Origin of the sequence: Mucilaginibacter pineti (assembly GCF_900101875.1) — a bacterium.
GTDB classification, from domain to species: domain Bacteria; phylum Bacteroidota; class Bacteroidia; order Sphingobacteriales; family Sphingobacteriaceae; genus Mucilaginibacter; species Mucilaginibacter pineti.
The window spans coordinates 178,141-203,399 of the sequence record NZ_FNAI01000007.1; the positions used below are offsets into that span (position 1 = coordinate 178,141).

The following is a 25,259-nucleotide window of genomic DNA, read 5'->3' on the forward strand; positions in this document are numbered from 1 at the left end:
GAATTAAAGGATTGACAGGATTCTTTATATAGGAAGAAATTGAGGCAAGGGCTTTGTACGATTCACCTCTTGAGAGTAATAGCCCATCAATAGACATTCCGAATATTAAAGAACATGGGTAATCCCCTCTGGGGACAAATACACTTTTTTCTATTAAGCTACAAACAGGTAGTCCCTCCAGGACATAAAAAACTGCTGTCTTCTATCAATATTGGAATACTTCCATGTCCCGGAGGGACTATCTGTTTGTAGAAAAAAGCATCATGTAGATTATGCCCTGTAAGGGTTACCCATCTGTCTTTTCATGGGCTATTACTCTCTTGAGAGGGGCGGAGGGGTGTGTTTCGCGCCGTAGAACACACCCCTGCCATCACCCGGCCCGTCGCGTCCCCTCTCGAGAGGGGAATTAGAAAAACCAGGGCAACAAAAGCGTAGGGTAAGTGCGATTCCTTCCTTGGGGAAGGGGGAGGAAGGGGTTTAGCAAATTATGCAGGTCAATGGCAATGCCTTCGGCCCGGGCTGTACACTTATACTACGCGGGCCTTATCCACATAGGCCGGTATCCGTTTCCCTCTCTATTGCGGGGAAATTTAAGAAAACACGTAAATAGTTATCTCTCTCTTAATTCAATAACCCCAATGCCATAAAAAATATAAACTCCATAAATAACAGCGCCACGGCCACTTTGCTTTGCAGCTTAAATTTAAACTGTTCAAAAATAAAAAGCATAAAGGCGCTTACAAAAAACCAGCACACATAATTTTTTATGGGTACGCTGCCGTTTGTCCAGTGCCAATAGTCAAAACGGATGGCAATGGGTTCAATCAGGGAATCGAGGATAACGAGGATTATGGCTCCCGATAGTATGCGAATGAAAATATTTTTAATACGGCTGCGTTGCAATAGAACCCCGGTGGCATAAATTAATAAAAACCAGTTTACGCCTATCATCAATGGTATTTTAAATAGCCGGATGCCCAGAGTTTCGCCGTAACCGTAGCTGCCAAACAACCAGCCAGTGTGTACGCCAATAAGTTCGACAGTAAAGCCAAGTACGAAGGTGAGCAGAAAAAAGAGCAGGAATTTGGCATCAACTTGGTCATGGCTGTAAATAATAACGCCCGCCATGAGCAATAGATGCCAGGGTACCAGGTTTAAAAACAACAGATCGATTGAGGAAAGGGAAAAACCTATCAGCCCTACCACATGAAACAATACAATAATGGTTATGGCTATCCGCGTTTTTAGTACCGAGGCGGGGGAGGTAAACAGGGAGTTCAAATATTGCGCCCTTTCCACACGGTGGTTTTAGTAATATGTTTTTGGATAGACAAGAAAGCTATAATGAGCATATTGAGCATTTGAACAGGGTGCAAGATAATATTATAAACCGCGTTTTGACCGGATGATAGCGAGATCATGATGCGGGTAAGTATAATTAAGCCCAACATGAACAGGATGAGCGGCAGGTTAAGCGTCATCATGATCATCATGGGCCCGCCTATGGTTAGGGTGATGTAAACAATAAAACCAATGATACTGTAATTAAACGCGGCCAAAAAGTTCTTGCTGAAGCCGTTCATCGCTTCTGCGTAATTTTTGTACATGCGGCAGTAGATCATACCGTTGGCCAGCAGGGCTTCGCCGTTGTAGGCCTCAGCTTTTATGAGGCGCATGATTTCCACATCCTCCACTACTTTATTTTTGACCAGCTTATGCCATTGATGCTTGTGGTAAATGGCGGCATCAAATAACATAAACTGCCCACTGGCCGCCGCTACGGCCGCATTTTTTACCAGGTAAATAAGGCGGACGGGCAGTAAATTAAGCAAAATGAAGTGCATCAGCGGCACCACCAATTTTTCGCCCAGTGTATCCATTTGCTGGTTGGTGAACAGACTAAGCAAGCCCAGCTTGTTGAGGTACATGCGGTACACCGCGCTGTTAATAAGGCCGGGTTTCACTTCTTCATCGGCATCTAAAAACAACAGGTATTTGCCATCGGCCTGTTTGGCCAACTGGTGGCAGGCATAGTTTTTACCCAGCCAGCTGGCCGGGAGAGTAGCTCCTTTTATAACTTTAAATTGGGGATGGCTGGCGGCAAACGTGGCACAAATGTTATAGGTTTCATCGGTCGAGCCGTCGTCTAAAACAGTTACATCGTAATTTTGGTAGTCCTGTTCATGGATGGATTGCAGCAACGTTAAAATATTATCAGCCTCGTTTCGGGCAGGTATAAGTATAGATACCTTATCGTTATAGTGTTTGCCAACCCGCCGCAGTTTGGGGTTGGATATAAAGTTGAACAACGTTACCGAAAAACGCAGAATAATAAAGAAGAGGGTAATTAATATAATTGCTGTCACTGCTTTTTATATATCAAATTCGGTTTCTGTTTGTAAATGTCTGGCGCCGTTATAATGCTCCTGGTAAGATTTTTGCAATATGCTTACATCTTTATTCGCATAGTTTACTGCTTCGCTTTTTAAATAAACGGTGGCGGTGGGTTTTAGGTGTTTAAAATGCTGAATAAATGTTGCGGCAAATATCAGCTGAAAATCTGCGGCTGCATTGTTAATTATCCGGCTTATCCCTTTTTGAAACCGGATGGTGTTTGTAAAGTTTGGAAAAAGCCTGCCCTGTGGAAAAATAAGTACCATGTTGCGCGGGTCTTTCAGTAGTTTTGCTGCATAATCAAGTGATTGGATAATGTCGCGGGAGTTTTTGTTGATGGTAAATGCCCCGGCGTATTTCAAAAAAGGCTGTTCACGATCAGTTTCTTCCAGCATCATTACATGGAACTTCTTTTTAAAAAGTACATCATTAACGGTATACAATATCACCGAATCCCAAAAACTAAAATGGTTTCCAATTAACAATATGGCTTTGTTGTTATCGGTTGAGATGGTATTGAACAGCAACTCATTAAAATGCCGTTTAACCAGTCGCTTTAAATAAAAGCGGATAACCGGGCTGATAAAGAAGTTGCTCTTGTTGTGAACCATGCATGGGTAAGTTAATCAATGTAACGGATAACATCAATCAGTGTTCCATATTGATCTGGTTTTTTAAGGCCTGCTTATGGAAATTGTTAATTCGCTCCTTCAATTCGTCGAAAGTTACCTCGCCGGCCACGCCGCAATCAAACTGGTGTACATAGGCGCGAGGTTTGAGGCTTTCAAAATAATCAATCAAAATACAGTGATACACTATTTGGCAGGGGCCTTTAATTTGCTCAATGAGTTTGTAAACCCCTTTTTCTACATGGATATGTGTTTCGTGGTTGCTGTAAAGTTCGCCCTGCGGAAATATCACGATCATATTACGAGGATCGTCAAGTAAACCGGCCGAGTAGGTAAGGGATTCCAGCAACTCGCGCGACCCTTTTTTTATGGAGTAAGCACCAATATAACGCAAGTAGCTGCGGGCATCAAACTGATCCTGCTGCATCATTACATGGTAACGGCGTTTGAGGTTGTAAACGGCGGTCCAGTTGGCAATAAAGCCATCCCACCAGCTAAAGTGGTTGCAAAGCATCAGCACCGAATGACCGGCTTTGGGTTCAAAGGGCTGTATGTTAACCTCCTTAAAATTGCGTTTTATCCACCAGCGCACATAGCCAATGTATAAGGCACTCCAAAATTCTTTTTTTCGGGTTGGAACCATGTTCTTTCGTTGTAGAGACGCATATTTGCGTCTTCATTTTATTTTGCCAGGTATTCATCCAGCGCTTTTATCACCAGCCAGTGACCCAGTGTCACCTCATGTACTTCGGCATCATCCAGCATCCCTATAAATGGCATCGCCGCCGATTTTGGGAACAGGTGATCATGCCGGCCAAATATAAGCAGGCATTTTATTTTATGCTGATTGATAAGTGCTGCTACCGCTGCCGCATCTGGCTTTAGCAGGCGAATCAAATTTAAAGTATAATAAGTATCCAGCCGTTTTTGTTCGGTATCAATTTCATTATAGGCTATCTGGTAAAGGCTTTCATCAATTAAGCCTGTTTTTTTTACTGTTTTTAATATAAAAGGCGCCAGCCATTTGCTTTTGGTAGCCCAGCTAAACAACGCCCGTCCAAGCGGATTGTGCAATATAAAATGCAAACTTTTATATACCGACAAGCCATCGGGAGCCATTAATATTATATCATCAATAAGGTGCGCGTATTCTTCAACCAGTATAAGTGCCAGGTTTGCACCAATGGAGTAAGCCATTACAGATATGCGTTGTTCGCCATAAATGTTAAACCACTCCTGCATATAGCTGCGCACCATGTTTTTGGACATGCCAGCAAGAATTTGTTTCTCGGTCCAGCCATCTAATTTGCTATCGCCATGAAAAAAATGGTCGAAACCGTAAATGTGGTATTGGGGCAGAATGGATTGTTCCAGCACATGAAATTGTTTACCCGTCATGCCGTAACCGTGAAAGGCCAGCAGCGGTTTATTACCGGTACCATATTCGTGAAAATGCACTTTACCCAGGCCGGGCAGCTGTAAATAACCCATTAAGGCAATATTAATAAAAAAACCTGTGTGATGCTTGGGTGCGGGGTTATTTAGGGGGCACTCACCGCAGATTACTTACCTAAGCATCCTCATAATTATTTCGGTAGCGCCAATGTTTTCCTCCACATATTCACGGACTTTTTTGCTGGTGATATTGTAAAAAGCTTCGTCGGTAACCAGTATATCAACAATGCCTTTTAGCTGGGCCTCATTGGTAATGCTAAAGCCAGCTTTTATGGAAATGAGTTCGCGAGCTTCGTTAAATTTCTGGTAATTGGGGCCAAAGATCACCGGCAAACCAAAAGCCGCAGCCTCCAGCGTGTTGTGAATGCCTACTCCAAACCCACCGCCTATGTAAGCGATATCGCCGTAGGCATACAGGGATGAAAGCATACCAATGTTGTCGATGATCAGTGTTCTGAGTTCTGAGGTGTGAGGTCTGAGATCCCCATTTTGAATTTTGAATTTTGAATTTTGAATTAGTTCAGAGTACCGCAAGGTAGAATCCTTTGGTAGTAAATTCAGCAAGTTGTTTATTTTTTCTTCGCCTATTTCATGCGGGGCAAAGATGAATTTCCAGTCGGGGTATAATGCGGGTAGGGTAGTCAGCAGGGTTTCATCCTGCGGCCAGGTACTGCCGGCTATAAATAGTTTTTGGCCGTTCTTGAACGCTGCTATGCCGGGTATTTCTTTTGGTTGCTGCGCGTTGGCCCAAACCCGGTCAAACCGGGTATCGCCGCTTACAGTTGCATTGGTTATACCTATGTTTTGCAGCAGTTGCTTTGATTGCTCGTCCTGTAAAAAAAAGTGGGTAACAAAGCTTAATATTTTACGGTTTAAGCACCCATACCATTTAAAAAACACCTGCTTAGGCCTAAAAACACCTGAAATTATATACAGCGGAATTTGTCGTTTGTGGGCCTCGGTAAAATAGTGATACCAGTACTCGTACTTGGTGAAAATAGCCATCTGAGGCTGTATCGCCTCTATAAATTTATGGGCGTTTTTGGCGGTATCAAGTGGAAGGTAGTACACGGCATCGGCAAGCGGCGTGTTTTTTCTTATCTCGTATCCCGAGGGTGAAAAAAAAGTAATCACTATTTTTTTACCGGGATGCAAGGCGCGCATGGCCTCTAAAATAGGGCGGCCCTGTTCAAATTCGCCAAGTGATGCAAAATGAAACCAAATACTATTGTTTAAACATGCAACGGTTTGGTTGTTACGGCCAGTTATCCATAGGCTTGCCTTCTGGTTAAAAAACGAGGCAATGTAAATGATAATGTAGTAAAACCGAAGCCCAATATTATATAATAACATCAATTTTAAGTATGAATGATTATCTTAGCCGGGCATAAAAGTAATAACAATAATTAAGTTATGATGTTATATATCCGGTTGCTGGTTAAAGAGGATAGTGCGGTGGATGGCCGGTTGCAAAGGAGTTTTAACCTATCAGACTATTTTAGCCATCATCAGGATTTATTCGCAACCATATTTTATACACTTAATTAAAAAGCTAAATAATTAACATGCCAAACCGTAAACGAATATTGATCACCGGAGCGGCCGGCTTTCTGGGTTCGCATTTGAGCGACAGATTTATAAAGGAAGATTACCATGTAATTGGTATGGATAACCTTATTACCGGCGATCTGCGTAATATAGAACACCTGTTTAAGCTGGAAAACTTCGAATTTTATAACCACGATGTTTCTACATTTGTGCACGTTCCCGGCGATCTTGATTACATCCTGCACTTTGCATCGCCGGCAAGTCCAATTGATTATTTGAAAATACCTATCCAAACGTTAAAAGTAGGATCATTAGGTACGCATAATTTACTTGGTTTGGCCCTGGCAAAAGGCGCAAGGATGCTTATAGCCTCTACATCTGAAGTTTACGGCGACCCGAACATTAATCCGCAACCCGAAGAATATTGGGGAAATGTTAACCCGGTAGGCCCGCGTGGGGTTTATGATGAGGCAAAGCGTTTCCAGGAAGCTATTACTATGGCTTACCATACCTTCCACGGTTTAGAAACCCGCATTGTGCGTATTTTTAACACCTACGGTCCGCGTATGCGGCTGAATGACGGTCGTGTGTTGCCTGCATTTATTGGCCAGGCGCTAAGGGGCGAATCATTAACCATGTTTGGTGATGGCTCACAAACCCGTTCGTTTTGTTATGTTGATGATTTGGTTGAAGGGATTTACCGCCTATTGCACAGCGATTACGCGCAACCTATGAACATCGGTAATCCAGATGAAATTACCATAAAACAATTTGGCGAGGAGATCATTAAACTAACCGGTACCGATCAGGAATTAATAAGCCTGCCGTTGCCAACAGATGATCCTAAGCAACGCCGCCCGGATATTACCAAAGCCAAAGCAATTTTAGGCTGGGAGCCCCAAATATCAAGGAGCGAAGGTTTAAAAATAACATTGGATTATTTTAAATCGCTGCCCGAGAAAGAGATTCACCACAAAGATTTTTCGTACTACAATAAAAACAGGTAAAACGAGGTTTCTTTAAAGATTTGTACTTTATAATATACTACTGCAATGAAAATATTAGTAACAGGGGGCTTGGGTTTTATAGGCTCCCATACTGTTGTTGAACTGGTAAATGCCGGTTACGAGCCTGTTATCGTTGATGATCTATCTAACTCCGATCCTAAAATATTAGATCAGTTGGCCAGGATCATAGGTTACAAACCTGTTTTTCATAAGCTTGATCTTTGTGATGAGGCAGGTGTAAAGGCCCTGGCAATTGCCGAGCCTGATGTTGAAGGTATTATCCATTTCGCAGCCTTTAAGGCAGTTGGCGAATCGGTTGAGAAACCATTAAAATATTACCGCAATAATTTTTACTCGCTTATAAATTTACTGGAAGCTTATTATGGCAAACCATTAAATTTTGTATTCTCATCAAGCTGTACGGTATACGGCCAGCCAGAAGTATTGCCGGTAACCGAGTCGGCTCCTATACAGCCGGCACAATCGCCGTATGGCAACACCAAGCAAATAGCCGAAGAAATACTAAGAGATATGGTAGCATCGGGTACCGACTATAAAGTTGTGGCCCTGCGTTATTTTAACCCGGTTGGCGCGCATGAAACAGCCCTTATTGGCGAGTTGCCTATAGGTGTGCCGCAAAACCTGGTGCCTTTTATAACCCAAACTGCCATTGGCAAACGCGAAAAAATTACCGTTTTTGGTAACGATTACGATACCCCGGATGGTAGCTGCGTGCGCGATTATATACATGTGGTTGATTTGGCAAAGGCACACGTTGCCGCGCTTAAATTAATGGAAAAGGATGAGTTTAAAGGTTACGATGTGTTTAATATCGGTACCGGCGAAGGCAATACCGTACTTGGTGTAATAAAAGCTTTTGAACGCGCAACAGGCGAAAAAGTAAACTATCAGATAGGTCCGCGCCGCGCAGGTGATGTGGAAAAAGTTTGGGGCGATGTAACAAAATCAACCAAAAAACTGGGCTGGAAAACTGAGCTTGGTCTTGAAGCCATGATGTCATCGGCCTGGGAGTGGGAAAAATATATTTCACAAAACCCTTTATAAATCAATTATAACGCGGATACTGCAAGTTTTTATCGAATTTCACGAATAGTGTTTAATTATTTCGTGGAATTCGATAATTTCATATTTGATAAAATCCGTGTCTGTTTAATAAACCTATCAGCAAATGCAAAAGATCATTATTACGGGTGGTGCAGGTTTTATAGGATCACATGTGGTACGCCGCTTTGTGAAAACCTACCCTAATTATACCATTATCAATTTAGATAAGTTAACCTATGCAGGTAACCTCGAAAACTTAAGAGATATTGAAAACGAGCCTAATTATAGATTTGTAAAAGGCGACATTGTTGATCTTGAGTTTATTAACAAATTTTTTGAGGTTGAAAAACCCGACGCGGTGATTCACCTGGCGGCAGAATCGCACGTGGATAGATCCATTGTTAGTCCGCTGGAGTTTGTGATGACTAATGTTGTTGGTACCGTTAATCTGCTAAATGCCGCCCGCGATACATGGAAGGGCAAGTACGACCAACATCGTTTTTACCATGTATCTACCGATGAGGTATACGGCAGCCTGGGCGAAGAGGGAATGTTTACCGAAGAAACCGCTTATGACCCGCATTCGCCGTACTCGGCATCAAAAGCCAGTTCAGATCATTTTGTGCGTGCTTACCAGGATACTTATGGGTTAAACGCTGTAATATCAAACTGCTCAAACAACTATGGCTCATATCATTTTCCAGAAAAGCTGATACCGCTGGCCATTAATAATATTAAGCAAAACAAGCCTGTACCTGTATACGGTAAAGGTGAAAATATACGCGATTGGCTTTGGGTGGAAGACCATGCAAGGGCTATTGACGTAATATTCCACAATGCTAAAGCCGGCCAAACCTATAATATTGGCGGCCATAACGAATGGAAAAACATTGACCTTATTAATTTGTTATGTACCATACTCGACAAGAAGCTGGGCAGGGATGCAGGTGAGTCGGCTAAGCTGATAACGTATGTTACAGACAGAGCCGGGCACGATTTGCGTTATGCCATTGATGCCACAAAGCTCAAAAATGAACTTGGTTGGGTGCCAAATATAACCTTTGAAGAAGGGCTCGAAAAAACTGTTGACTGGTATTTAGATAATGAAGCGTGGTTAGAGAATGTAACCTCGGGTCATTACCAGCAATATTATAACGAGCAGTATACTAACCGTTAATTATATGTTCGGATTTTTTACGAAGAAGAGAGAGAAGAGGGAGATTACTTTCAACTATGAATCGCTCATGGTTGATATGCACTCGCACGTGCTGCCTGGTATTGATGATGGCGCTCAAACGCCCGAAGAATCAATAGTATTAGTACGTAAAATGATAGCGCTGGGGATAAAGAAAATTATTGCTACCCCGCATATCATGATTGATTATTACAAGAACACACCAGAAACCATTGGTAACGCACTTGAAATTCTAAAAGCCGAATTAAAAAAGGAAAATATCGATATCCCCGTTGAAGCGGCTGCCGAGCACTACTTTGATGAAACATTTGAAGCCCGTGTAAATGAAGGCAAGTTGATGACAATGGGCGATAACTATGCGCTGTTTGAGTTTTCATTTATTAATAAACCGCCAAATGCCATCCCGGTAATTCAGCGCATGAATGATTTGGGCTACAAGCCAATCCTCGCGCATCCCGAAAGATATCCTTACATGGATCTGGAGCAGTATAAAAACCTGCATGGCTGGGGCTGTAACTTTCAGATGAATTCCATTGCCTTAACCGGCTATTACGGAAAAGATGCAAAAAGGCTTGCCGAAGAAATGGTAGATAATAATCTTATTGATTTTATATCAAGCGATATGCACCATCCCAAGCATGCCCAGGCCTTTGAAGATGCGCTGCGCACTACCTACATGGAGAAACTACTGTTTGATTATCCGCTGAAAAATAAAATGCTATTTTAGGATAGAAACAAGAGGTAAGAATCAAGAATCAAGAAAAAAATGCTAATCAAAACAGCTGCAACTTTTGATTACAGGGTCATTTTTAATTAAGAATATAATAGTAAACGACTAACCGAAGCTGTCTTAATTCTTGATTCTCACTTCTTAACTCTATTTTCCTACTCGTATCTTAACGCCTCAACCGGATCCAGTTTGGCAGCTTTTTTTGCAGGATAGTAACCCGACACAAGGCCGATGAAGGTACATAACAGTACTGCAAATATTATCCATCCCCAGGGAACAACAAACGTTCCGCTTATTTGAACGGCTATAAGGTTACCTGCGGCCATACCCAGTAAAATTCCGGCAAATCCACCTATAAGGCAGATGACTATCGCCTCAATTAAAAATTGCTTGCGTATAACTGCCGGCGTTGCACCAATAGCCTTACGCACACCAATTTCGCGCGTGCGCTCGGTTACCGATACCAGCATTATGTTCATAAGACCTATTGCAGCACCAATTAAAGTTATAAAACCGATTGCAAAACCGGCAATGGTAATGCCAAGCAATTGCGATGATAGCTCCTGTTGGATGGAGTCGCTACGGGTAATTTCAAAGTTGTCCTGGTTGGCAATGTTTAGTCCGCGTATGTTTCTGAACAGGGAAATAGCTTCGCCAATAGAGGCATCCAGCGCGCCGGGTCCGGCTACTTTAACCGTAATAGTATAGGAGATGTTGGGTAAAGTATCTATTTGTTTGGCTTTAAGAATGGGGATAACACAAAATTTATCGCCACCAAATGAGCTTGATCCTTTTGATGCTATTACACCAACGATCTTAAATTTATTATCGCCAATAAAAACTGATTTATTGATAGGGTCTTCGTTCTTAAATAACTTCTTTTTTATTTCGTCGCCAATAAGCACCACGTTGGAGCCATGTTCCAGTTCAGATGTTGAAAAGTTACGCCCAAAGGATAGCTTTTTACCACTGGTAGACAAGTAGTATTCGTTTGAGCCAGATATGGAAATATTGGGACTGGTTTTCTCGCTGCCGTATTTGGCAACTGCAGTGCCGGTAACATCTAAATTTATGGCTGCCTGTACGGGTAATTTAAAGGTCTTTTTAAAGCGGTCGGCCTGATCGTAATTAATGGATGGATATACCTTGCGGTGCCCGCCATTACCAAAGTTTAAGCCTTCGCCCCGGTTTTGGATGGTAAAGGAGTTGGCCCCCAAGTCGGCAAAGGCATCGTTGGTAAACTGCCTTATACCCTCAATTGCTGTTAAAATGCCAACCAACGCCATAATACCTATAGCGATAATTAACGAGGTAAGCGACGTACGCAGCCTGTTGCCGGCTATGGACTGTAACGCTATTGATATGTTTTCTCTGTACGAGGTTTTAACCGGCATGGACGTAAAAAATAAAAGCTTTAACCGTTTGACAATGCACCCTGCCAATTTGTTACAGCAAATTAAAAAGAATAAGGCAAGGTGTTAAGATACAAATATCGACTAATACACTTTTGAAATCTTCAAATTTTACACAAATAAAAAGGCAACCCAACGGGCTGCCTTAAGTATATTCAAAAAAGAATAAATCCTTTATCCTTGCTCCAAAAGCTATACCGAGAACGAAGTTCCGCAACCGCACGTACTGGCGGCATTGGGGTTGTTAAAGGTGAAGCCACGTGCGTTTAAACCATCCTGGAAGTTTATTTCCATACCCATAAGGTACATGCCATGGGCTTTGTGCATAAATACCTTTATGCCATCAATCCAAAATTCCTGGTCGCCCTCTTTTTTCTGATCGAAACCAAGGATATAGCTCATACCAGAGCAGCCGCCACCTTCAACGCCAATGCGCAGACCAAAGTCGTCACCAATCTCTTGCTGATCCTTTAATTTAAAAAGTTCTTTAACGGCTCCTGGTGTAAAGGTTACCGGTGCAATTTCAACAGCAGTACTCATCTTATTTTTATTTAACTATACAAATATAAGGTAAAATGTGGATTTTTGCTTTTGTCAGTTTTTTATGACCTCTGCTTAACACTTTATAAACATGCTTCAAATTGCTTTTTTATTAGATATTTTAAAATATACGGTAGCCGGCATAGGGGTTGTATATGTAGCGTTCTATCTTTTTAAACCTTATCTGGATAAATCAGAGGGAATACAGCTGCTGGAACTAAAGCGTACCATCAGTAATCAAACCCTGCCATTACGCCTGCAAGCCTATGAGCGTGTTGTGTTATTTATTGAAAGAGTAAACCCTGCAAGCCTGCTTATCCGGCTCAACGGATCGGCCAATACAGCTGCCGAATTGCAAGCCATAATTATTAACGAAATCCGCAACGAGTTTCAGCATAATATAGCTCAGCAAATTTATGTAAGCATAAAGGTGTGGGCCGTAGTAAAACGCGTTAAAGAAGATACCATAAGTGTTGTAAACAATGCCGTAAAGGCGTTGCCGCCAGATACCACCGCGCTTCAATTGAGTAAAACCATACTCATACATTTAAGTAAGCTGCCGGATAATCCTTATGATATGGCGCTAAGCCTTATAAGGCAAGATATGGAAGAATTATTTTAAGCATAATGGCCGCCAAAAAATTCAGCACCACATCCGGTATCGAAATAAAGGAGGTATACACAGGCCCTTCTAAAATGGACGAACTGCCCGGTGAATTTCCCTTTACGCGCGGCATCCAAAAAGATATGTATCGGGGTAAAGCCTGGACAATGCGGCAGTATGCTGGCTTTTCAACCGCCGAAGAATCAAACAAACGTTACCATTACCTGCTAAGCCAGGGCACTACCGGTCTTTCGGTTGCCTTTGATCTGCCCACCCAAATAGGGTACGACAGCGACCATGAGCTTGCTGAAGGCGAGGTGGGCAAAGTTGGTGTAGCCATTGATTCGTTAAAAGATATAGAGATATTGTTTGATGGTATTCAGCTGAAGGATATTACCACCTCCATGACCATTAATGCCACCGCGCCAATATTACTGGCTATGTATATAGCGCTGGCAAAAAAGCAAGGTGCCGATCTGCAGCAGATCTCGGGGACTATTCAGAACGATATATTAAAGGAGTACGCCGCTCGTGGTACCTATATCTATCCGCCCTCGCAATCCATGCGGTTAATAACAGATGTGTTTGAGTATTGCAGTAAGGAAGTACCCAAATGGAATACCATTAGTATTTCGGGCTATCATATTCGCGAGGCCGGTTCAACTGCCGTACAGGAACTGGCTTTTACGCTGGCAAACGGCAAAGCCTATTTAAAGGCCGCATTGGATAAAGGGCTTGATATTAATGTATTTGCCAAGCGATTGTCGTTCTTTTTTAATTGCCATAACAATTTTTTTGAGGAGATAGCCAAGTTTAGGGCGGCCCGCCGTATGTGGGCACATATTACCAGGCAACTTGGTGCTACAGAAGCCGGGGCGCAAAAGCTCCGCTTTCATACACAAACGGGTGGTTCTACCTTAACAGCACAGCAGCCGCTCAATAATATTATACGCGTAAGCAACCAGGCACTGGCCGCCGTGTTGGGTGGCACACAATCGTTACATACCAATGGATATGACGAGGCGCTGTCGCTGCCAACCGAAGCTGCTGCCAAAATAGCCTTGCGTACCCAGCAGATCATCGCTTTTGAAAGCGGCGTTACTGATACCGTTGACCCATTGGCGGGATCGTACTTTATAGAGGCTCTTACCGATGAGATTGAAGCCGCAGCACAATTATATATAGATAAGATAGATGCCATGGGCGGTGCCGTGAAAGCTATTGAGCAGGATTATATTCAACAGGAAATAGCCGCTTCGGCCTACCAGTATCAAAATGACATTGAAAGCGGCGAGAAGATATTGGTAGGTGTTAACAAGTTTACCCAAAAAGAAGAAGCCGCTACCAATTTGTTCCGGATAGATGATTCGATCCGCAAAATGCAAACCGAAAAGCTTATCGCCCTTAAAAATATCCGGGACAATAAGGCGGTTGAAAAAAGTTTACACCTTTTAAGAATATCTGCACATGAAAGCGTAAATCTGATGCCCCTGATTGTACAAGCGGTTGAAAATTATGCTACCTTAGGTGAAATCTCGGATACGCTGCGCAGCGTGTTTGGAGAGTATTAAATACAATGTGGCTCAAGGATTAGTGTGTATGCCTTGCCACAAACCACAAATAAAATTTATCGGGCACTAAGCCAGTACTTTAATTTTTTAGTTGCCAGTACATTGCCGGCTGGCTCAACAATTGCTTTTGTTTAGGCGTATAACTGCCTACTTAAAAGTATGTTTTTGGGGAGCTAAATGCTGGATTTTCAAAAAGAAAAAAATTTAATTAAAAAATAATACAATTGCGATTTTTTTATTCGGAAAAGCGTGTTATATACAAAATTTATATTGAAAACCAGCTTTTGTTGATAACTTGAGAAATGTTAAAAAAGTGAAAATTTAATTTTTTTATAAGCTTTTTTTGGCAATATTCGATGTTCCGTAGCAGTCCCAAAAGATGTTGGCTGAGGGGTTGGAAATCAAATAATTACTAATATCTATATGGAAAAAACTTGTACTAACGTTTGGAATAGCTGCCTCCAGATCATAAAAGATAACATACCAGCACAAAGCTTTAAAACTTGGTTTGAGCCAATAAAAGCTTTACGCATGGAAGGAAGCGTCTTAACCATACAGGTACCAAGTTTGTTTTTTTACGAATGGCTTGAGGAACACTACGTGGGTTTGCTGCGTAAAACAATTAAAAAACAATTGGGCGATGAAGGACGTTTAGAGTATAATATTGTTGTTGAGCAATCATCATCAAGTAAACCATATACGACTAATATGCCTTCGAACGGAAATGGTGCCGAGTCAAAGTATCAGTCGATGCCGATACCGATCTCGATAAATAAGGACATTAAAAATCCTTTTGTAATACCCGGCTTGAAAAAGCTAAACGTAGATCCGCAACTGAACAGGAACTACACCTTTGAAAATTTTGTTGAAGGTGATTGTAACCGTTTAGCACGGTCTGCAGGTTATGCAGTTGCTGCAAAACCAGGCGGTACTTCATTTAATCCTTTAATGATTTATGGTGGCGTAGGTTTAGGTAAAACACACCTTGCCCAGGCCATTGGTAACGAAATAAAACGCTCACTGCCTGATAAGCTGGTGCTTTACGTATCATGCGAGAAATTCACACAGCAATTTGTTGACGCACTGAAACACAATAACATTAATGATTTTGTGAACTTTTACCAGGCCATTGATGTACTGATCATGGATGATGTGCACAACTTTGCCGGTAAAGAGAAAACACAGGATTTCTTCTTCCACATATTTAACCACCTGCACCAAAGCGGCAAGCAGCTGATCATTACATCAGACAAAGCCCCTAAGGATCTGGCCGGTTTAGAAGAACGCTTGTTATCCCGTTTCAAATGGGGCCTCTCGGCCGATTTGCAGATCCCCGATCTGGAAACCCGTATGGCCATCCTTAAAAACAAAATTTATCAGGACGGTATCGAACTATCAAATGATGTTATTGAATACGTTGCTCATAACATTGATAACAACGTACGTGAACTGGAAGGTGCAATGGTATCGTTACTGGCACAATCAACCCTTAACCGTAAGGAGATTGACCTGAACCTTGCTAAACAAATGTTGAAAAACTTTGTGAAGAACTCATCAAAAGAAATTTCGATGGAGTATATACAAAGCCTGGTTTGCGAATACTTTGAAGTGCCAATTGAAATGGTGAAATCACAAACCCGCAAACGCGAAATTGTTCAGGCCCGCCAAATTTCCATGTATCTTGCAAAAGCACACACCAAAAGCTCATTAAAATCAATAGGCCATTTCTTCGGCGGTCGTGACCACTCTACCGTTATTTATGCCTGCCAAACTGTTGAAGACCTTATTGATACCGACAAGAAATTTAAAGGTTACGTTGCCGACATCCAAAAAAAGCTAAAAATGTCATAACTGACCTATTAACCATATTGCTACGAAGCCGTGCATTTTTATGCAGGGCTTTTTTTGTGCAAAAAAGACTGTAGGGGTCGCCGATTTAAGCTGAAAATACCAGAGCTTAAACTTTTTTAATAGTTTTGGATATACCGCCTAAATTATCGTTATGCCTAATCATATTGCAAAAAAAATACTGTTTATCGGCTTGTTTACCTGTAGCCAAAGCCAGATGTATGCGCAAACAAAGGCACATGAGCTATCCCGATACGCTACAGTCGATCCGTCGTACAATGCGTTGAGTAAAACACCGGGCACAATGAACAAAGCTGGTGCTCCCTGGATTTACGGTTACAGCGAATTGGAAAGCTGGCGTTTGCAGGTAATGCAAAAAGAAAATAAAGATGCAGCCCTAAAAGTTGGTTATCCCGGAGATTATCATTTAGCCTATAAAAATGTTTCCTTCCGGCTGCAAAACAAGAGCGATGCAATAATTAACAGTTTAATATTTTATACCACCGGCGATGTGAAGGTTGTTGTTAACGACCATATGGTTATTTACGATTCCAAAGCGAAAACGAGTGTTCATAGCATCGACCTAACAACCGGCATATCGGTTAGAAAACTACAAGTTAACCTGTCCACAACCGGCGAACCAGGATGCTTGCTGATTGAAAATGGTCCGTTCAGTACAAGTAACAAGGCATGGGCTTGGCAAGCAGGGAAAGAAGAATGGCAACCTGCATTTCAATATCTACAGTTAAGTAACGGCCGGTTGCCGCATGAAGGAACTTTACAACAGATACATTTAAACACAGTTTCGCAAGCTGATAAGATAAGCGATTTCGGGAGGGAATTATTGGGATACGTATATGTTCAATCAACTACCAAGCCCATAATTGGGGTGGGCGAATCTGTAGCGGAGGCCCAGGATACTTCGAAACAAAATTTAGAGCAAACTGCAGAATTGATTGATGTTGGCTCCGGTAGCTGGCGTTCAAAAGTACCATTAGCATTCAGGTATGTTAAGGTTTTTACGCCGAAGGATGCAGCAGTTAGCTGCGGAGCGTTATATTATCCAGCACAATACAAAGGTGCGTTTTCCTGTTCCGATTCACTGCTTACAAAAATCTGGATGAACAGCGCCTATACCCTGCGGCTTTGCATGGACGATTTTTTGATTGATGGTGTAAAACGCGACCGCCTGCCCTGGGCCGGCGACCTCGCCATGAGCATGCAGGCTAACGCTTTTTCTTTTGCCGATCGTGAACCCGTACGGCGCAGTTTATTGGTTTTGGGTCGTGCCGGTATAAAACAAAAAGATATTAATGGCATAGTTGATTACTCACTTTGGTGGATAATTTCCCAGGATATGTACCAGCAATACTATGGCGATATGCCCCATTTAAAACGCGAATGGTCGCGGATTAAAGCTGCCCTAAACGTGTTAAATTCCAGGTGCGATTCGCTGGGCTTGCTAAAAGCAAAGGACACATGGTTGTTTGTTGATTGGGTAGACGCTAATAAAAATACCGCACTGCAAATTTTATGGTGGTGGGCACAAAACAGCGCCGCTAAACTTGCCAGCCGTATGGGCGATACCAAGACAATGGAGCTGTACAATAAAAAATCGGCCCTGTTAAAAGATCAATTGCTAAAACTGGCCTGGAACAAACAAAAAGGTGCCTGGATGGACGACCCATATCATCCGCAAAAAATTTCAAGGCATGCCAATATTTTTGCCGTTATCTCCAACATGGCCGATAGATCGCAATACAAACAAATAGCCTCAGTTTTAAAAGGCAGCGAGGCCGATAAGGTGGGTACACCCTATATGGCCGGTTTCGAAAACATGGCGCTAAGTCGCTTAGGTAACGAGGTGCAATCGCTAAACAACGTTAAAAGCTACTGGGGCGGTATGCTTAATAACGGTGCAACCACCTTTTGGGAGGCCTATGATGCCAGCCAAACTGGAAACGAAAAGTTAGCATTTTATGATCGCCCTTATGGAAAAAGCTTGTGCCACGCCTGGAGCTCTGGCCCAGCCGCGTTTTTGCCATCAGAAATTTTAGGCGTAAAGCCCCTTGCCGATGGGTGGAAAATATTTTCCATAGCCCCGCAAACAGGCTCCTTAAAGCAGATAAATGCCACTGTACCCACCCCGCACGGCAACATCCTGTTTGAAATTATAGCCCAAAAAATGCAGGTACAAATACCCGCCGGTACAAGTGCCCAATGGAAAGGAAAATTATACCCCGGTCCAATCGTTCTAAAAGGGAATGTTGAATAATAATGCGCAATATTCATTCATCAACGTTTCGAACTCCCTTCTCGAGAAGGGGTGCGGGAGATACGAGCGCAAGCGCGGATGTGTTTGCCCTGTCGGCAGTTTTTTTACTTTTGAATTATCACCCCACCAGCCATTTACTCTTGGGTAAATAAGAAAGTATTTTGATGCCGATATAAACCGTGATAAAAGTACTCAGTGCAATAAGCGGTATTTTGATAGCGGCGGTTTCAAAATACTTGTCGAGTGTTGCGTGCCAGGCATTAAGAACCATAATATGTGCAAGGTAAATGCCATAGCTTTTAGCGGCTACGTCAAGCACAAGTTTCATAAGCGGTGCGGATGGGTTTTTAATGGTGACGTTTTTAAATAGCAGAAATACCCCGGCAGTCATCATGGCTACGTTTATGGTTTCGAAGCCCCAGGTAAGTTCAAGTGTGTTCACATATTTTTCGGTGGGCAGGCGATGTAAAAAGCCAAAAGTGGTAATGGCGTACCCTGCAATTATCAGTGCTACACCCAGCACGTAATGCCCCGGGCGGTGCTGCATATGGAAACGTTTAATATAATTTGCCAGTACCACGTAACCTAAAAAGCCCGAAAAATAATACAGCATGGGTGTGTGGTTCCAAAAAGCCTCGCCCCAAATTTCGGGGAAAACCAAATGGATATACGGCAGCGAAAAAGCAATAGCCCACAATGCCAGATAAAACTCCATAACACCCCGACTGGCAGATTGTACCCAAGGCGAGACTATAGGTGCAATAAGGTAAAGTCCCAGCAGCATATATACAAACCACAGGTGACCAATCTCTACCCCGTAATTTACCGGGATCTTAAGGATGTTGATTAGGGCGGTCTGCAGATCTATCTGCCCTATAAAGTAGTAGTAAAAGGCATAAAGTATACACCACAAAATAAAGGGGATAGCCACCCTGCTCATGCGCTTTTTAAAAAACGCCGGTGTATCACTAACCGGGAAAAGGTAAAACCCCGAAATCATCACAAACAACGGAACGCAAATCCGGCATAACGAATTGTACCAGCCCACCCAATTAGCATCGGCGGTGTTTAAGGTAAGGCCCATGTTGCCTATGTAATAAAATTCGCCGGTGTGTATCTGTATCACCATATAACAGGCAATCACTCGTAAAATATCCAAACCGTAGTTGCGTGCAGGCTTAACAGTAGTCATTAGGGAGATAAAATTAATGTGGGTTAAGGTATCAAAATTTTTATAAATATGGGCGGTGCCCATAGGCAGGGTAGTTAATTTGTCATCAAAAATATAGCTCCTGCATAAATGCCGTACAAATGCCGTATACATGTCGCCATAAAAATTGGTGCATAAAAATACCTTTGTAATGTCAATGAGCAATTGATTTTTAGATAAACCAATTCAACCTTAATTATTATCCCATTAATGAAAAAACTACTATTTACTTTGTTATGCCTGCTGACCTTAACTCAACTTCAAGCCCAACAAATTGCTATTAAAAATGGCGACGAATTTGCCATAACTTTTCATACTACTGAAACCGGTATAAAATTACCAGGCTACGATGCTTATACTTTTCAGTTTAAAATGCTCGATAGAAATGCTGCCGAATGTAAACTGCAATGCACTTTATTAAAAGTGAAACAATGGCATAAAGGCTATGGGACGCAAATAAATTCAGATAGTATCCGTAATACCAGTATGAATAATTCGGCAGTATTAATACCTTTTAGCATACTGCAAAAAAACTTCACGGTAATAGTAAGCCCCAAAGGTCGGGTAATAAGGTTGGAGGGAATTGACGAATTAATAACCCAGGCGGCCCAAGCCTGGCATTTAAAGGCCGAGATTCAACAATATCAAAAAGCCAGTTTAGAGGCATTTCTTTTACCCACTCTAAAAAGGATGTTCTTTGAACTGCCTGGGCAAAAGATCGCTTACCAATCAAGCTGGGTTAATAACGAAACCAAAGCAGACTATCAAGTAACTGCCGTAAGAGGAGCATTGTTAGATATTATCACTACAAGCCCAAACGTTGCCGGCGAGGAGTTTTATACCTTTAACACGGTTACCGGCTTGTTGGAGTATGCCCGCAGTACTTATAGTTTAACCCAAGCCGGGGTTTCCAGGCAGTATAATTATAACCAAAGCATTAGTTATGGGAAAAGCACCGCACCTACAATTGATACTGCCTGGATAAATATGGCTGTACAATTCAGCCACTGGAGCGATGCTTTTAATACTAAATCAATGCGCGTTGATTCGGCCAAAGCTTTCGGGTATTTTAACGGGCATGATGCCATATATAAAAATGATGCCCATTATAATGCCGGTAAACTAAGCCTTGTACAACACCTGGAAACAGAGAACGCAGATATGACCTATAGTGACCTGCTCACCAAAACACCAAATAGGTTTTTGAAAGATAATCCTATTCACCTGTCAAACAAGCTGCAGCAGATGTGGAGTATAAATGCCGATTCTGCTTTCAATTTGGTGCGATATCTTAATAAATATCCTGATTTTAATGACTGGCTGCAGCTATATGCCCGTGATTTTATTGATGGCGACAATGCTGTTTCCAAACAATTGCTTACGCTGCTTAATGCCGATAAGAGTATGAATTTGCAGCCGCAGATCAATGCACTCTCTGTTTGGGTAAATGCCAAAAGTAATATTGATAAGCCGCAGGTTTTATTAAACAGCTACAATAGTTTCATGCATATGAACGATGTATATATGAAGAGCGGTAACGGTGCCCGCTATGCCCTGCTTATTTATAAAATGCTTGTCGACGCAAAACAAGATAAGGAAGCAGATAATTTGCTTTTAAAAACAACACAAAACCTGGAGCGCTATGCGGTTGATACCCTTAACGAACTCCGTTTTGCCGATGAAAATATCCTTTCGTATGCGTATTACTTAAACTACCAGTCTGTAAATAAAACAGATTCCATTAAGGCATTGCAATATCTCGCAAAAGCTGCACAGCATTCGTCGGTAAAAAAATACAGGGCTACGCTTTCAAGTTTATCTGATCCTCTTTTTCTGGGATCAAAGAAAAGCTACCGAGAAGAATATATAGATAAGCTTTTTGCGCATGGCGATAAAGAAACAGCGTTAAAACTATTTGCCGACCACATCAATGCCGATCCGTCGAAACTGCAGGATATGGAAAATATATATCAGGCAAAGTTTGAGGGGCGCAACTTTAAGGATTTTTTCCGGGGCAGTGTTATGAATGCCTGGCCCGATGCGCCGGATTTTACACTAACAGGCTTAAACGGAGAAAAACGTACCCTTGCCGATTATAAAGGCAAATGGCTGGTGCTTGATTTTTGGGGAACATGGTGCGCGCCATGCCGAAAAGAAATGCCAAAAGTTAACGAATTTAACAACGATCTTTTACAAGGCAAATATGCAGGAGTAACGCTATTGGGCATTGCCTGTAACGACAATGCAATTGCAGTAAAAAAATATCTCAATGAAAATAATTTCGGCATAACCGTAGCTATGGGCGATAGTAAGATTTCCGGAAATTACCGGATAAAGGAATACCCCAGTAAAATACTGATAGCGCCAAATGGCAAAATGATTGAAACCCCGTCGGGATCAGATTGGCAGGATGTTATTAAAATGATGAAGGAGCTATATGGAGCTAATTAGCTATCAGTTTAACTAACCATTTACCCGGCGCACATACCTTCTTGCTCCCCCGATAACATAACAATTTGTAAAGGTTGCACTAATATTGTTTTGGGATTTTGCAGGGGTATGAAAAAGCTTATCACCCTATCCGTTTTATTGATTTTTACAGTCGCCGCGCAGGCACAGCAAGCCGACCTGGTACTTACCGGCGGCAATATTATCACCCTAAAAGAAAAGGGGCACCGTGCCCAGGCAGTTGCCATAAAAGATGGTCGCATACTGGCTATTGGCAGTAATGCCGATGTTTTAAAGTATGTGGGCAAGGCAACCCGCAAAATTGAATTGAACGGTAAAACGATAATTCCCGGTTTTAACGATGTGCACCAGCACCCGGCGCCGGTTTATCCCTTCAGCGCCCCTTATGCTGTTTTAAAGCTGGATACAGTAAGCTCTATGAAAAACCTGTTAACGCTGCTGAGGCTTAAGGCTGCCATTACCCCAAAAGGTATGCTGATCAGAGGGGTAGGTTATAACGAAACCAAACTTGGCGGGCAGCCCATTCGAGATAGTTTGGATAAGGCCTCAACAGATCATCCTATCCTTATATCGCATGTGAGCGGTCACCTTTCTGCTGCCAATTCACTTTTGATGGACCGGAGCGGTATTACCGAAGCTACTAAAGACCCTGACGGTGGTTTGTTTGAACGATACCCCGGTACCAACAAACCCGACGGGATCTGTAAAGAGTCTGCAGCTGGTGCCCTGCGTAAAGCTAAAAATATACTGTATCCGCCAAACCCTACGCCTGCGCAGGAAATGGAGGGCTTTCGCCTGTATTTTAACCAGGTTTTGGCAAGCGGCGTTACCAGCGTTGGCGACGCCTGGACAACACCCGAAAAGGTAAAGATCTACCAAAAGCTCACCGCCGAAAAATTTCCTATGAGGCTTAACCTCATTATAGGTGTTGATTATCTTGACCAGGTACTAAGTGGAAAGATACCCCAGATGCAAACCGATTTCTTAAGAATCTCGACCATAAAGGTTATTCACGGTAATTCATTAAGCGGTAAAACGTGCTGGCTGTATGAACCTTATGATATGATAAACCCGCTTACCGGCAAACAGGATTATTACGGTATTCCCCCGGCACGCAGTCAGGCCGGTTTGGATAGCCTGTTCCTTAAAATACATAGCTTCGGCTGGCAAATTGCCTGCCACTCCAATGGCGACCGCGAAATAGATATGGTGATAGCGGCTATTGAAAACGCCCAAAAAGTAAATCCACGCCAGGATGCCCGCCATCGTATTGAACATTGTAGTATCACCAATCAAAACATCCTTGATAAGATAAAGCAGGATGGTATAGTGCCCGTTTTTCATTGCTATATGTATGAGCTTGGTGAAAAAATGCTGGTTTATGGTCCCGAGCGACTTAAAATGCTGCATCCAACCCAAACCGCGCAACAAATGGGTATTACCTATGCTTTGCATTCTGATGCACCCATCTCTACTTATCCGGCCATGCTGAGGCTGGGCAGTGCCGTTACCCGCAAAACCAAAGAAGGGGTTGTAATTGGCGCCAACCAATGTATCGATGCCGAAGACGCTATCAAGGCTTATACCTACGGTGGGGCTTATGCCACTTTTGAAGAAAAAAAGAAAGGATCATTATTACCCGGCCAGTTTGCCGATATGGTTGTGCTTAACGCCGATCCCACAACCATTAACCCCGATGATATCAAGGATATAAAAGTAAACACTACGATAGTTGGTGGTAAAATAGTTTATCAAGCTGGTAAAAAGTAATGACTAATAAATCAATCTAAATTCCTTATGAAAGCCCGGTTTGCAAAAGTTTGCCGGGCTTTTGTATTGTCTGTATTGTCGTTACCTCGACGTTAAAAAAATCTGTACTTCTGCACATCCTTGTGTAAAAACCGTTATCTATCCAATTAAATCCCCAAATGTTGCTATCAAATCCCAAAATGGTATTGTAAATTTGCAGCACATCTAAAACAACACTGTGACCGGAGAAGGAGATAGTAAGCCCAAAATCGATTCCTTTGCAGCATTGCGATATAAAGATTTCAGATCTTACATTGGCATGCGCTTTTGTTTCACCTTTGCATACTCTATGCAGGCCGTGGTTATCGGCTTTTATATTTATCAGCTTACAAAAAGCGCTTTTGCGTTAGGTCTTATTGGTTTGTGCGAAGCTATTCCTGCTATAAGCATTGCGCTATACGGCGGTTACATTGCCGATAAATCCGAAAAACGAAAAATGCTACTGCTGATATTCAGCGGTGTAATAATTACCTCGGTAGTAATGTTTACCGTTACGCTGAAAAGCATGAGCGGGGTTATTCATGCCGGTTGGATAGTGCCGGTTATTTATGTAATGATATTTTGTAATGGTATAGCAAGGGCGTTTTATGGTCCGGCAACTTTTACTATTTATGCGCATAGCATCCCCAAGGAGCTTTATCCCAATGGCAGTACCTGGAGCAGCAGTAGCTGGCAGGTAGCATCTATTATCGGACCAGCCGCCGGTGGACTGATCTATGGTTACTCTGATAAGCTTTTTGGCATTGCCGGTATTACTGCAACGTTTGCCTGTATCATATTTTTCCTGGTGGTATCGCTGGTGCTTGTTGCGCTGCTGCGTAAATATCCGGCTGTATTTGTACCAAAGGAAAGCATCTGGAAAAGCCTGTCGGAAGGTATCCACTTTGTGTTTCATAACAAAATGATGATCGGTGCCATGAGCCTTGATCTGTTCTCTGTATTTTTTGGCGGCGCCGTAGCGTTATTGCCCGTATTTGCCAACGAAATATTGAAAGTAGGTGCCGAAGGCCTGGGTATTATGCGTGCTACCTCATCACTGGGTGCCGTTTTGACTATGTTGGTTATGACCCGTTTTTCGCCAATGGGTAAACCCTGGCGTAATTTGCTGATAGCGGTTACAGGTTTTGGTCTGTCAATTATTTGCTTTGGCTTATCTAAAAGTTTTTACCTGTCGCTGGTATTTATATTTACCGAAGGCGCATTTGATAGCATCAGCGTAATTATCCGCGGTACAATTATGCAGCTTTTAACGCCTGATCATATGCGCGGGCGGGTATCGGCTGTAAACCAAATGTTTATTGGGTCATCAAATGAAATAGGCGCTTTTGAATCGGGAACGGCTGCCCGTATAATGGGCGCAGTGCCTGCAGTTATATTTGGCGGCAGTATGACTATGCTTATTGTTGGTATTACTTATCTTAAAACCAAGAAACTTATACCGTTGTCTTTAAACCAGATACAACCGCCAGCCGCTGAAATTGAGCCGGTTGTGTAACAG

General features: G+C 42.4%; 21 protein-coding genes. 12 read left to right on the forward strand and 9 right to left on the reverse strand.

All coding sequences use genetic code 11. The features are described 5' to 3' along the window. Window positions 1-621: 621 nt before the first annotated feature. The 6 genes from BLS59_RS16300 to BLS59_RS16325 form a co-directional block, all read right to left on the reverse strand. Window positions 622-1,299 (reverse strand): carotenoid biosynthesis protein, encoded by a 678-nt coding sequence (locus tag BLS59_RS16300; RefSeq protein ID WP_143014143.1) that lies wholly within the window; start codon window positions 1,297-1,299, stop codon window positions 622-624. Further along, window positions 1,278-2,366 carry a glycosyltransferase family 2 protein gene (locus tag BLS59_RS16305; protein WP_091150514.1) on the reverse strand — a complete coding sequence of 363 codons (1,089 nt, stop codon included), beginning with the start codon at window positions 2,364-2,366 and terminating at the stop codon, window positions 1,278-1,280. Before BLS59_RS16305 ends, BLS59_RS16300 begins: the two co-directional genes overlap by 22 nt. A 6-nt stretch (window positions 2,367-2,372) precedes the next feature. After that, the gene (locus BLS59_RS16310; RefSeq protein WP_091150515.1) at window positions 2,373-3,005 is read right to left on the reverse strand and encodes a 1-acyl-sn-glycerol-3-phosphate acyltransferase; all 633 of its coding nucleotides are present in this window, start codon (window positions 3,003-3,005) and stop codon (window positions 2,373-2,375) included. Window positions 3,006-3,042: 37 nt separating this feature from the next. Beyond that, a complete protein-coding gene (locus BLS59_RS16315) occupies window positions 3,043-3,666 on the reverse strand; it encodes a lysophospholipid acyltransferase family protein (protein ID WP_091150517.1) in 624 nt (207 codons plus the stop codon). Between the two features lie 38 nt (window positions 3,667-3,704). Beyond that, window positions 3,705-4,514: an alpha/beta fold hydrolase gene (locus BLS59_RS16320; RefSeq protein ID WP_091150519.1), complete on the reverse strand. Its 810-nt coding sequence runs from the start codon at window positions 4,512-4,514 to the stop codon at window positions 3,705-3,707. A 75-nt stretch (window positions 4,515-4,589) separates the two neighbouring features. Then, window positions 4,590-5,831 carry a 3-deoxy-D-manno-octulosonic acid transferase gene (locus BLS59_RS16325; RefSeq protein WP_317039768.1) on the reverse strand — a complete coding sequence of 414 codons (1,242 nt, stop codon included), beginning with the start codon at window positions 5,829-5,831 and terminating at the stop codon, window positions 4,590-4,592. A gap of 60 nt (window positions 5,832-5,891) precedes the next feature. On the opposite strand from BLS59_RS16325, the gene BLS59_RS32505 reads away from it, so the two are divergent. The 5 genes from BLS59_RS32505 to BLS59_RS16345 all read left to right on the forward strand — a co-directional run bounded on the left by BLS59_RS32505 (window position 5,892) and on the right by BLS59_RS16345 (window position 10,020). Then, a complete protein-coding gene (locus tag BLS59_RS32505) occupies window positions 5,892-6,026 on the forward strand; it encodes a hypothetical protein (protein ID WP_262492955.1) in 135 nt (44 codons plus the stop codon). 17 nt (window positions 6,027-6,043) lie between these two features. Further along, window positions 6,044-7,033 carry a UDP-glucuronic acid decarboxylase family protein gene (locus tag BLS59_RS16330; RefSeq protein WP_091150523.1) on the forward strand — a complete coding sequence of 330 codons (990 nt, stop codon included), beginning with the start codon at window positions 6,044-6,046 and terminating at the stop codon, window positions 7,031-7,033. Between the two features lie 45 nt (window positions 7,034-7,078). Next, window positions 7,079-8,098, forward strand: coding sequence for a UDP-glucose 4-epimerase GalE (gene galE, locus BLS59_RS16335; protein ID WP_091150525.1), 1,020 nt, complete (start codon window positions 7,079-7,081; stop codon window positions 8,096-8,098). 124 nt (window positions 8,099-8,222) lie between these two features. Next, complete coding sequence (gene rfbB / locus BLS59_RS16340) at window positions 8,223-9,275, forward strand: dTDP-glucose 4,6-dehydratase (RefSeq protein WP_091150527.1); 1,053 nt, start codon at window positions 8,223-8,225, stop codon at window positions 9,273-9,275. A 4-nt stretch (window positions 9,276-9,279) separates the two neighbouring features. Beyond that, entirely contained in the window at window positions 9,280-10,020 is a 741-nt protein-coding gene (locus BLS59_RS16345; RefSeq protein WP_091150529.1) for a tyrosine-protein phosphatase, read from the forward strand. A gap of 158 nt (window positions 10,021-10,178) precedes the next feature. On the opposite strand, the gene BLS59_RS16350 is transcribed toward BLS59_RS16345, so the two are convergent. After that, a complete protein-coding gene (locus BLS59_RS16350; RefSeq protein WP_091150531.1) occupies window positions 10,179-11,417 on the reverse strand; it encodes an ABC transporter permease in 1,239 nt (412 codons plus the stop codon). A 210-nt stretch (window positions 11,418-11,627) separates the two neighbouring features. Beyond that, window positions 11,628-11,975 carry a HesB/IscA family protein gene (locus BLS59_RS16355; protein ID WP_091150532.1) on the reverse strand — a complete coding sequence of 116 codons (348 nt, stop codon included), beginning with the start codon at window positions 11,973-11,975 and terminating at the stop codon, window positions 11,628-11,630. A gap of 91 nt (window positions 11,976-12,066) precedes the next feature. Between BLS59_RS16355 and BLS59_RS16360 the strand changes: the two genes are divergently transcribed. From BLS59_RS16360 to BLS59_RS16375, 4 genes are all read left to right on the forward strand, one after another. Next, on the forward strand, window positions 12,067-12,597 hold the full coding sequence (locus BLS59_RS16360) for a DUF7935 family protein (protein WP_091150534.1): 531 nt from the start codon (window positions 12,067-12,069) through the stop codon (window positions 12,595-12,597). 5 nt (window positions 12,598-12,602) lie between these two features. Continuing rightward, a complete protein-coding gene (locus BLS59_RS16365; protein WP_091150536.1) occupies window positions 12,603-14,150 on the forward strand; it encodes an acyl-CoA mutase large subunit family protein in 1,548 nt (515 codons plus the stop codon). A gap of 423 nt (window positions 14,151-14,573) precedes the next feature. Beyond that, the gene (gene dnaA / locus BLS59_RS16370) at window positions 14,574-16,001 is read left to right on the forward strand and encodes a chromosomal replication initiator protein DnaA (protein WP_091150538.1); all 1,428 of its coding nucleotides are present in this window, start codon (window positions 14,574-14,576) and stop codon (window positions 15,999-16,001) included. A 151-nt stretch (window positions 16,002-16,152) separates the two neighbouring features. Then, window positions 16,153-18,273, forward strand: coding sequence for an alpha-L-rhamnosidase-related protein (locus BLS59_RS16375; RefSeq protein ID WP_091150540.1), 2,121 nt, complete (start codon window positions 16,153-16,155; stop codon window positions 18,271-18,273). A 118-nt stretch (window positions 18,274-18,391) separates the two neighbouring features. On the opposite strand, the gene BLS59_RS16380 is transcribed toward BLS59_RS16375, so the two are convergent. Beyond that, window positions 18,392-19,597, reverse strand: a complete 1,206-nt coding sequence (locus tag BLS59_RS16380) for an acyltransferase (RefSeq protein ID WP_240315253.1) — start codon at window positions 19,595-19,597, stop codon at window positions 18,392-18,394. Window positions 19,598-19,693: 96 nt separating this feature from the next. On the opposite strand from BLS59_RS16380, the gene BLS59_RS16385 reads away from it, so the two are divergent. The 3 genes from BLS59_RS16385 to BLS59_RS16395 all read left to right on the forward strand — a co-directional run bounded on the left by BLS59_RS16385 (window position 19,694) and on the right by BLS59_RS16395 (window position 25,256). Next, window positions 19,694-21,934 (forward strand): DUF6263 family protein, encoded by a 2,241-nt coding sequence (locus BLS59_RS16385; protein WP_091150542.1) that lies wholly within the window; start codon window positions 19,694-19,696, stop codon window positions 21,932-21,934. 108 nt (window positions 21,935-22,042) lie between these two features. After that, window positions 22,043-23,722, forward strand: coding sequence for an amidohydrolase (locus tag BLS59_RS16390; protein WP_091150545.1), 1,680 nt, complete (start codon window positions 22,043-22,045; stop codon window positions 23,720-23,722). Between the two features lie 217 nt (window positions 23,723-23,939). After that, window positions 23,940-25,256 (forward strand): MFS transporter, encoded by a 1,317-nt coding sequence (locus BLS59_RS16395; RefSeq protein WP_240315254.1) that lies wholly within the window; start codon window positions 23,940-23,942, stop codon window positions 25,254-25,256. The last annotated feature ends 3 nt before the right edge of the window (window positions 25,257-25,259 follow it).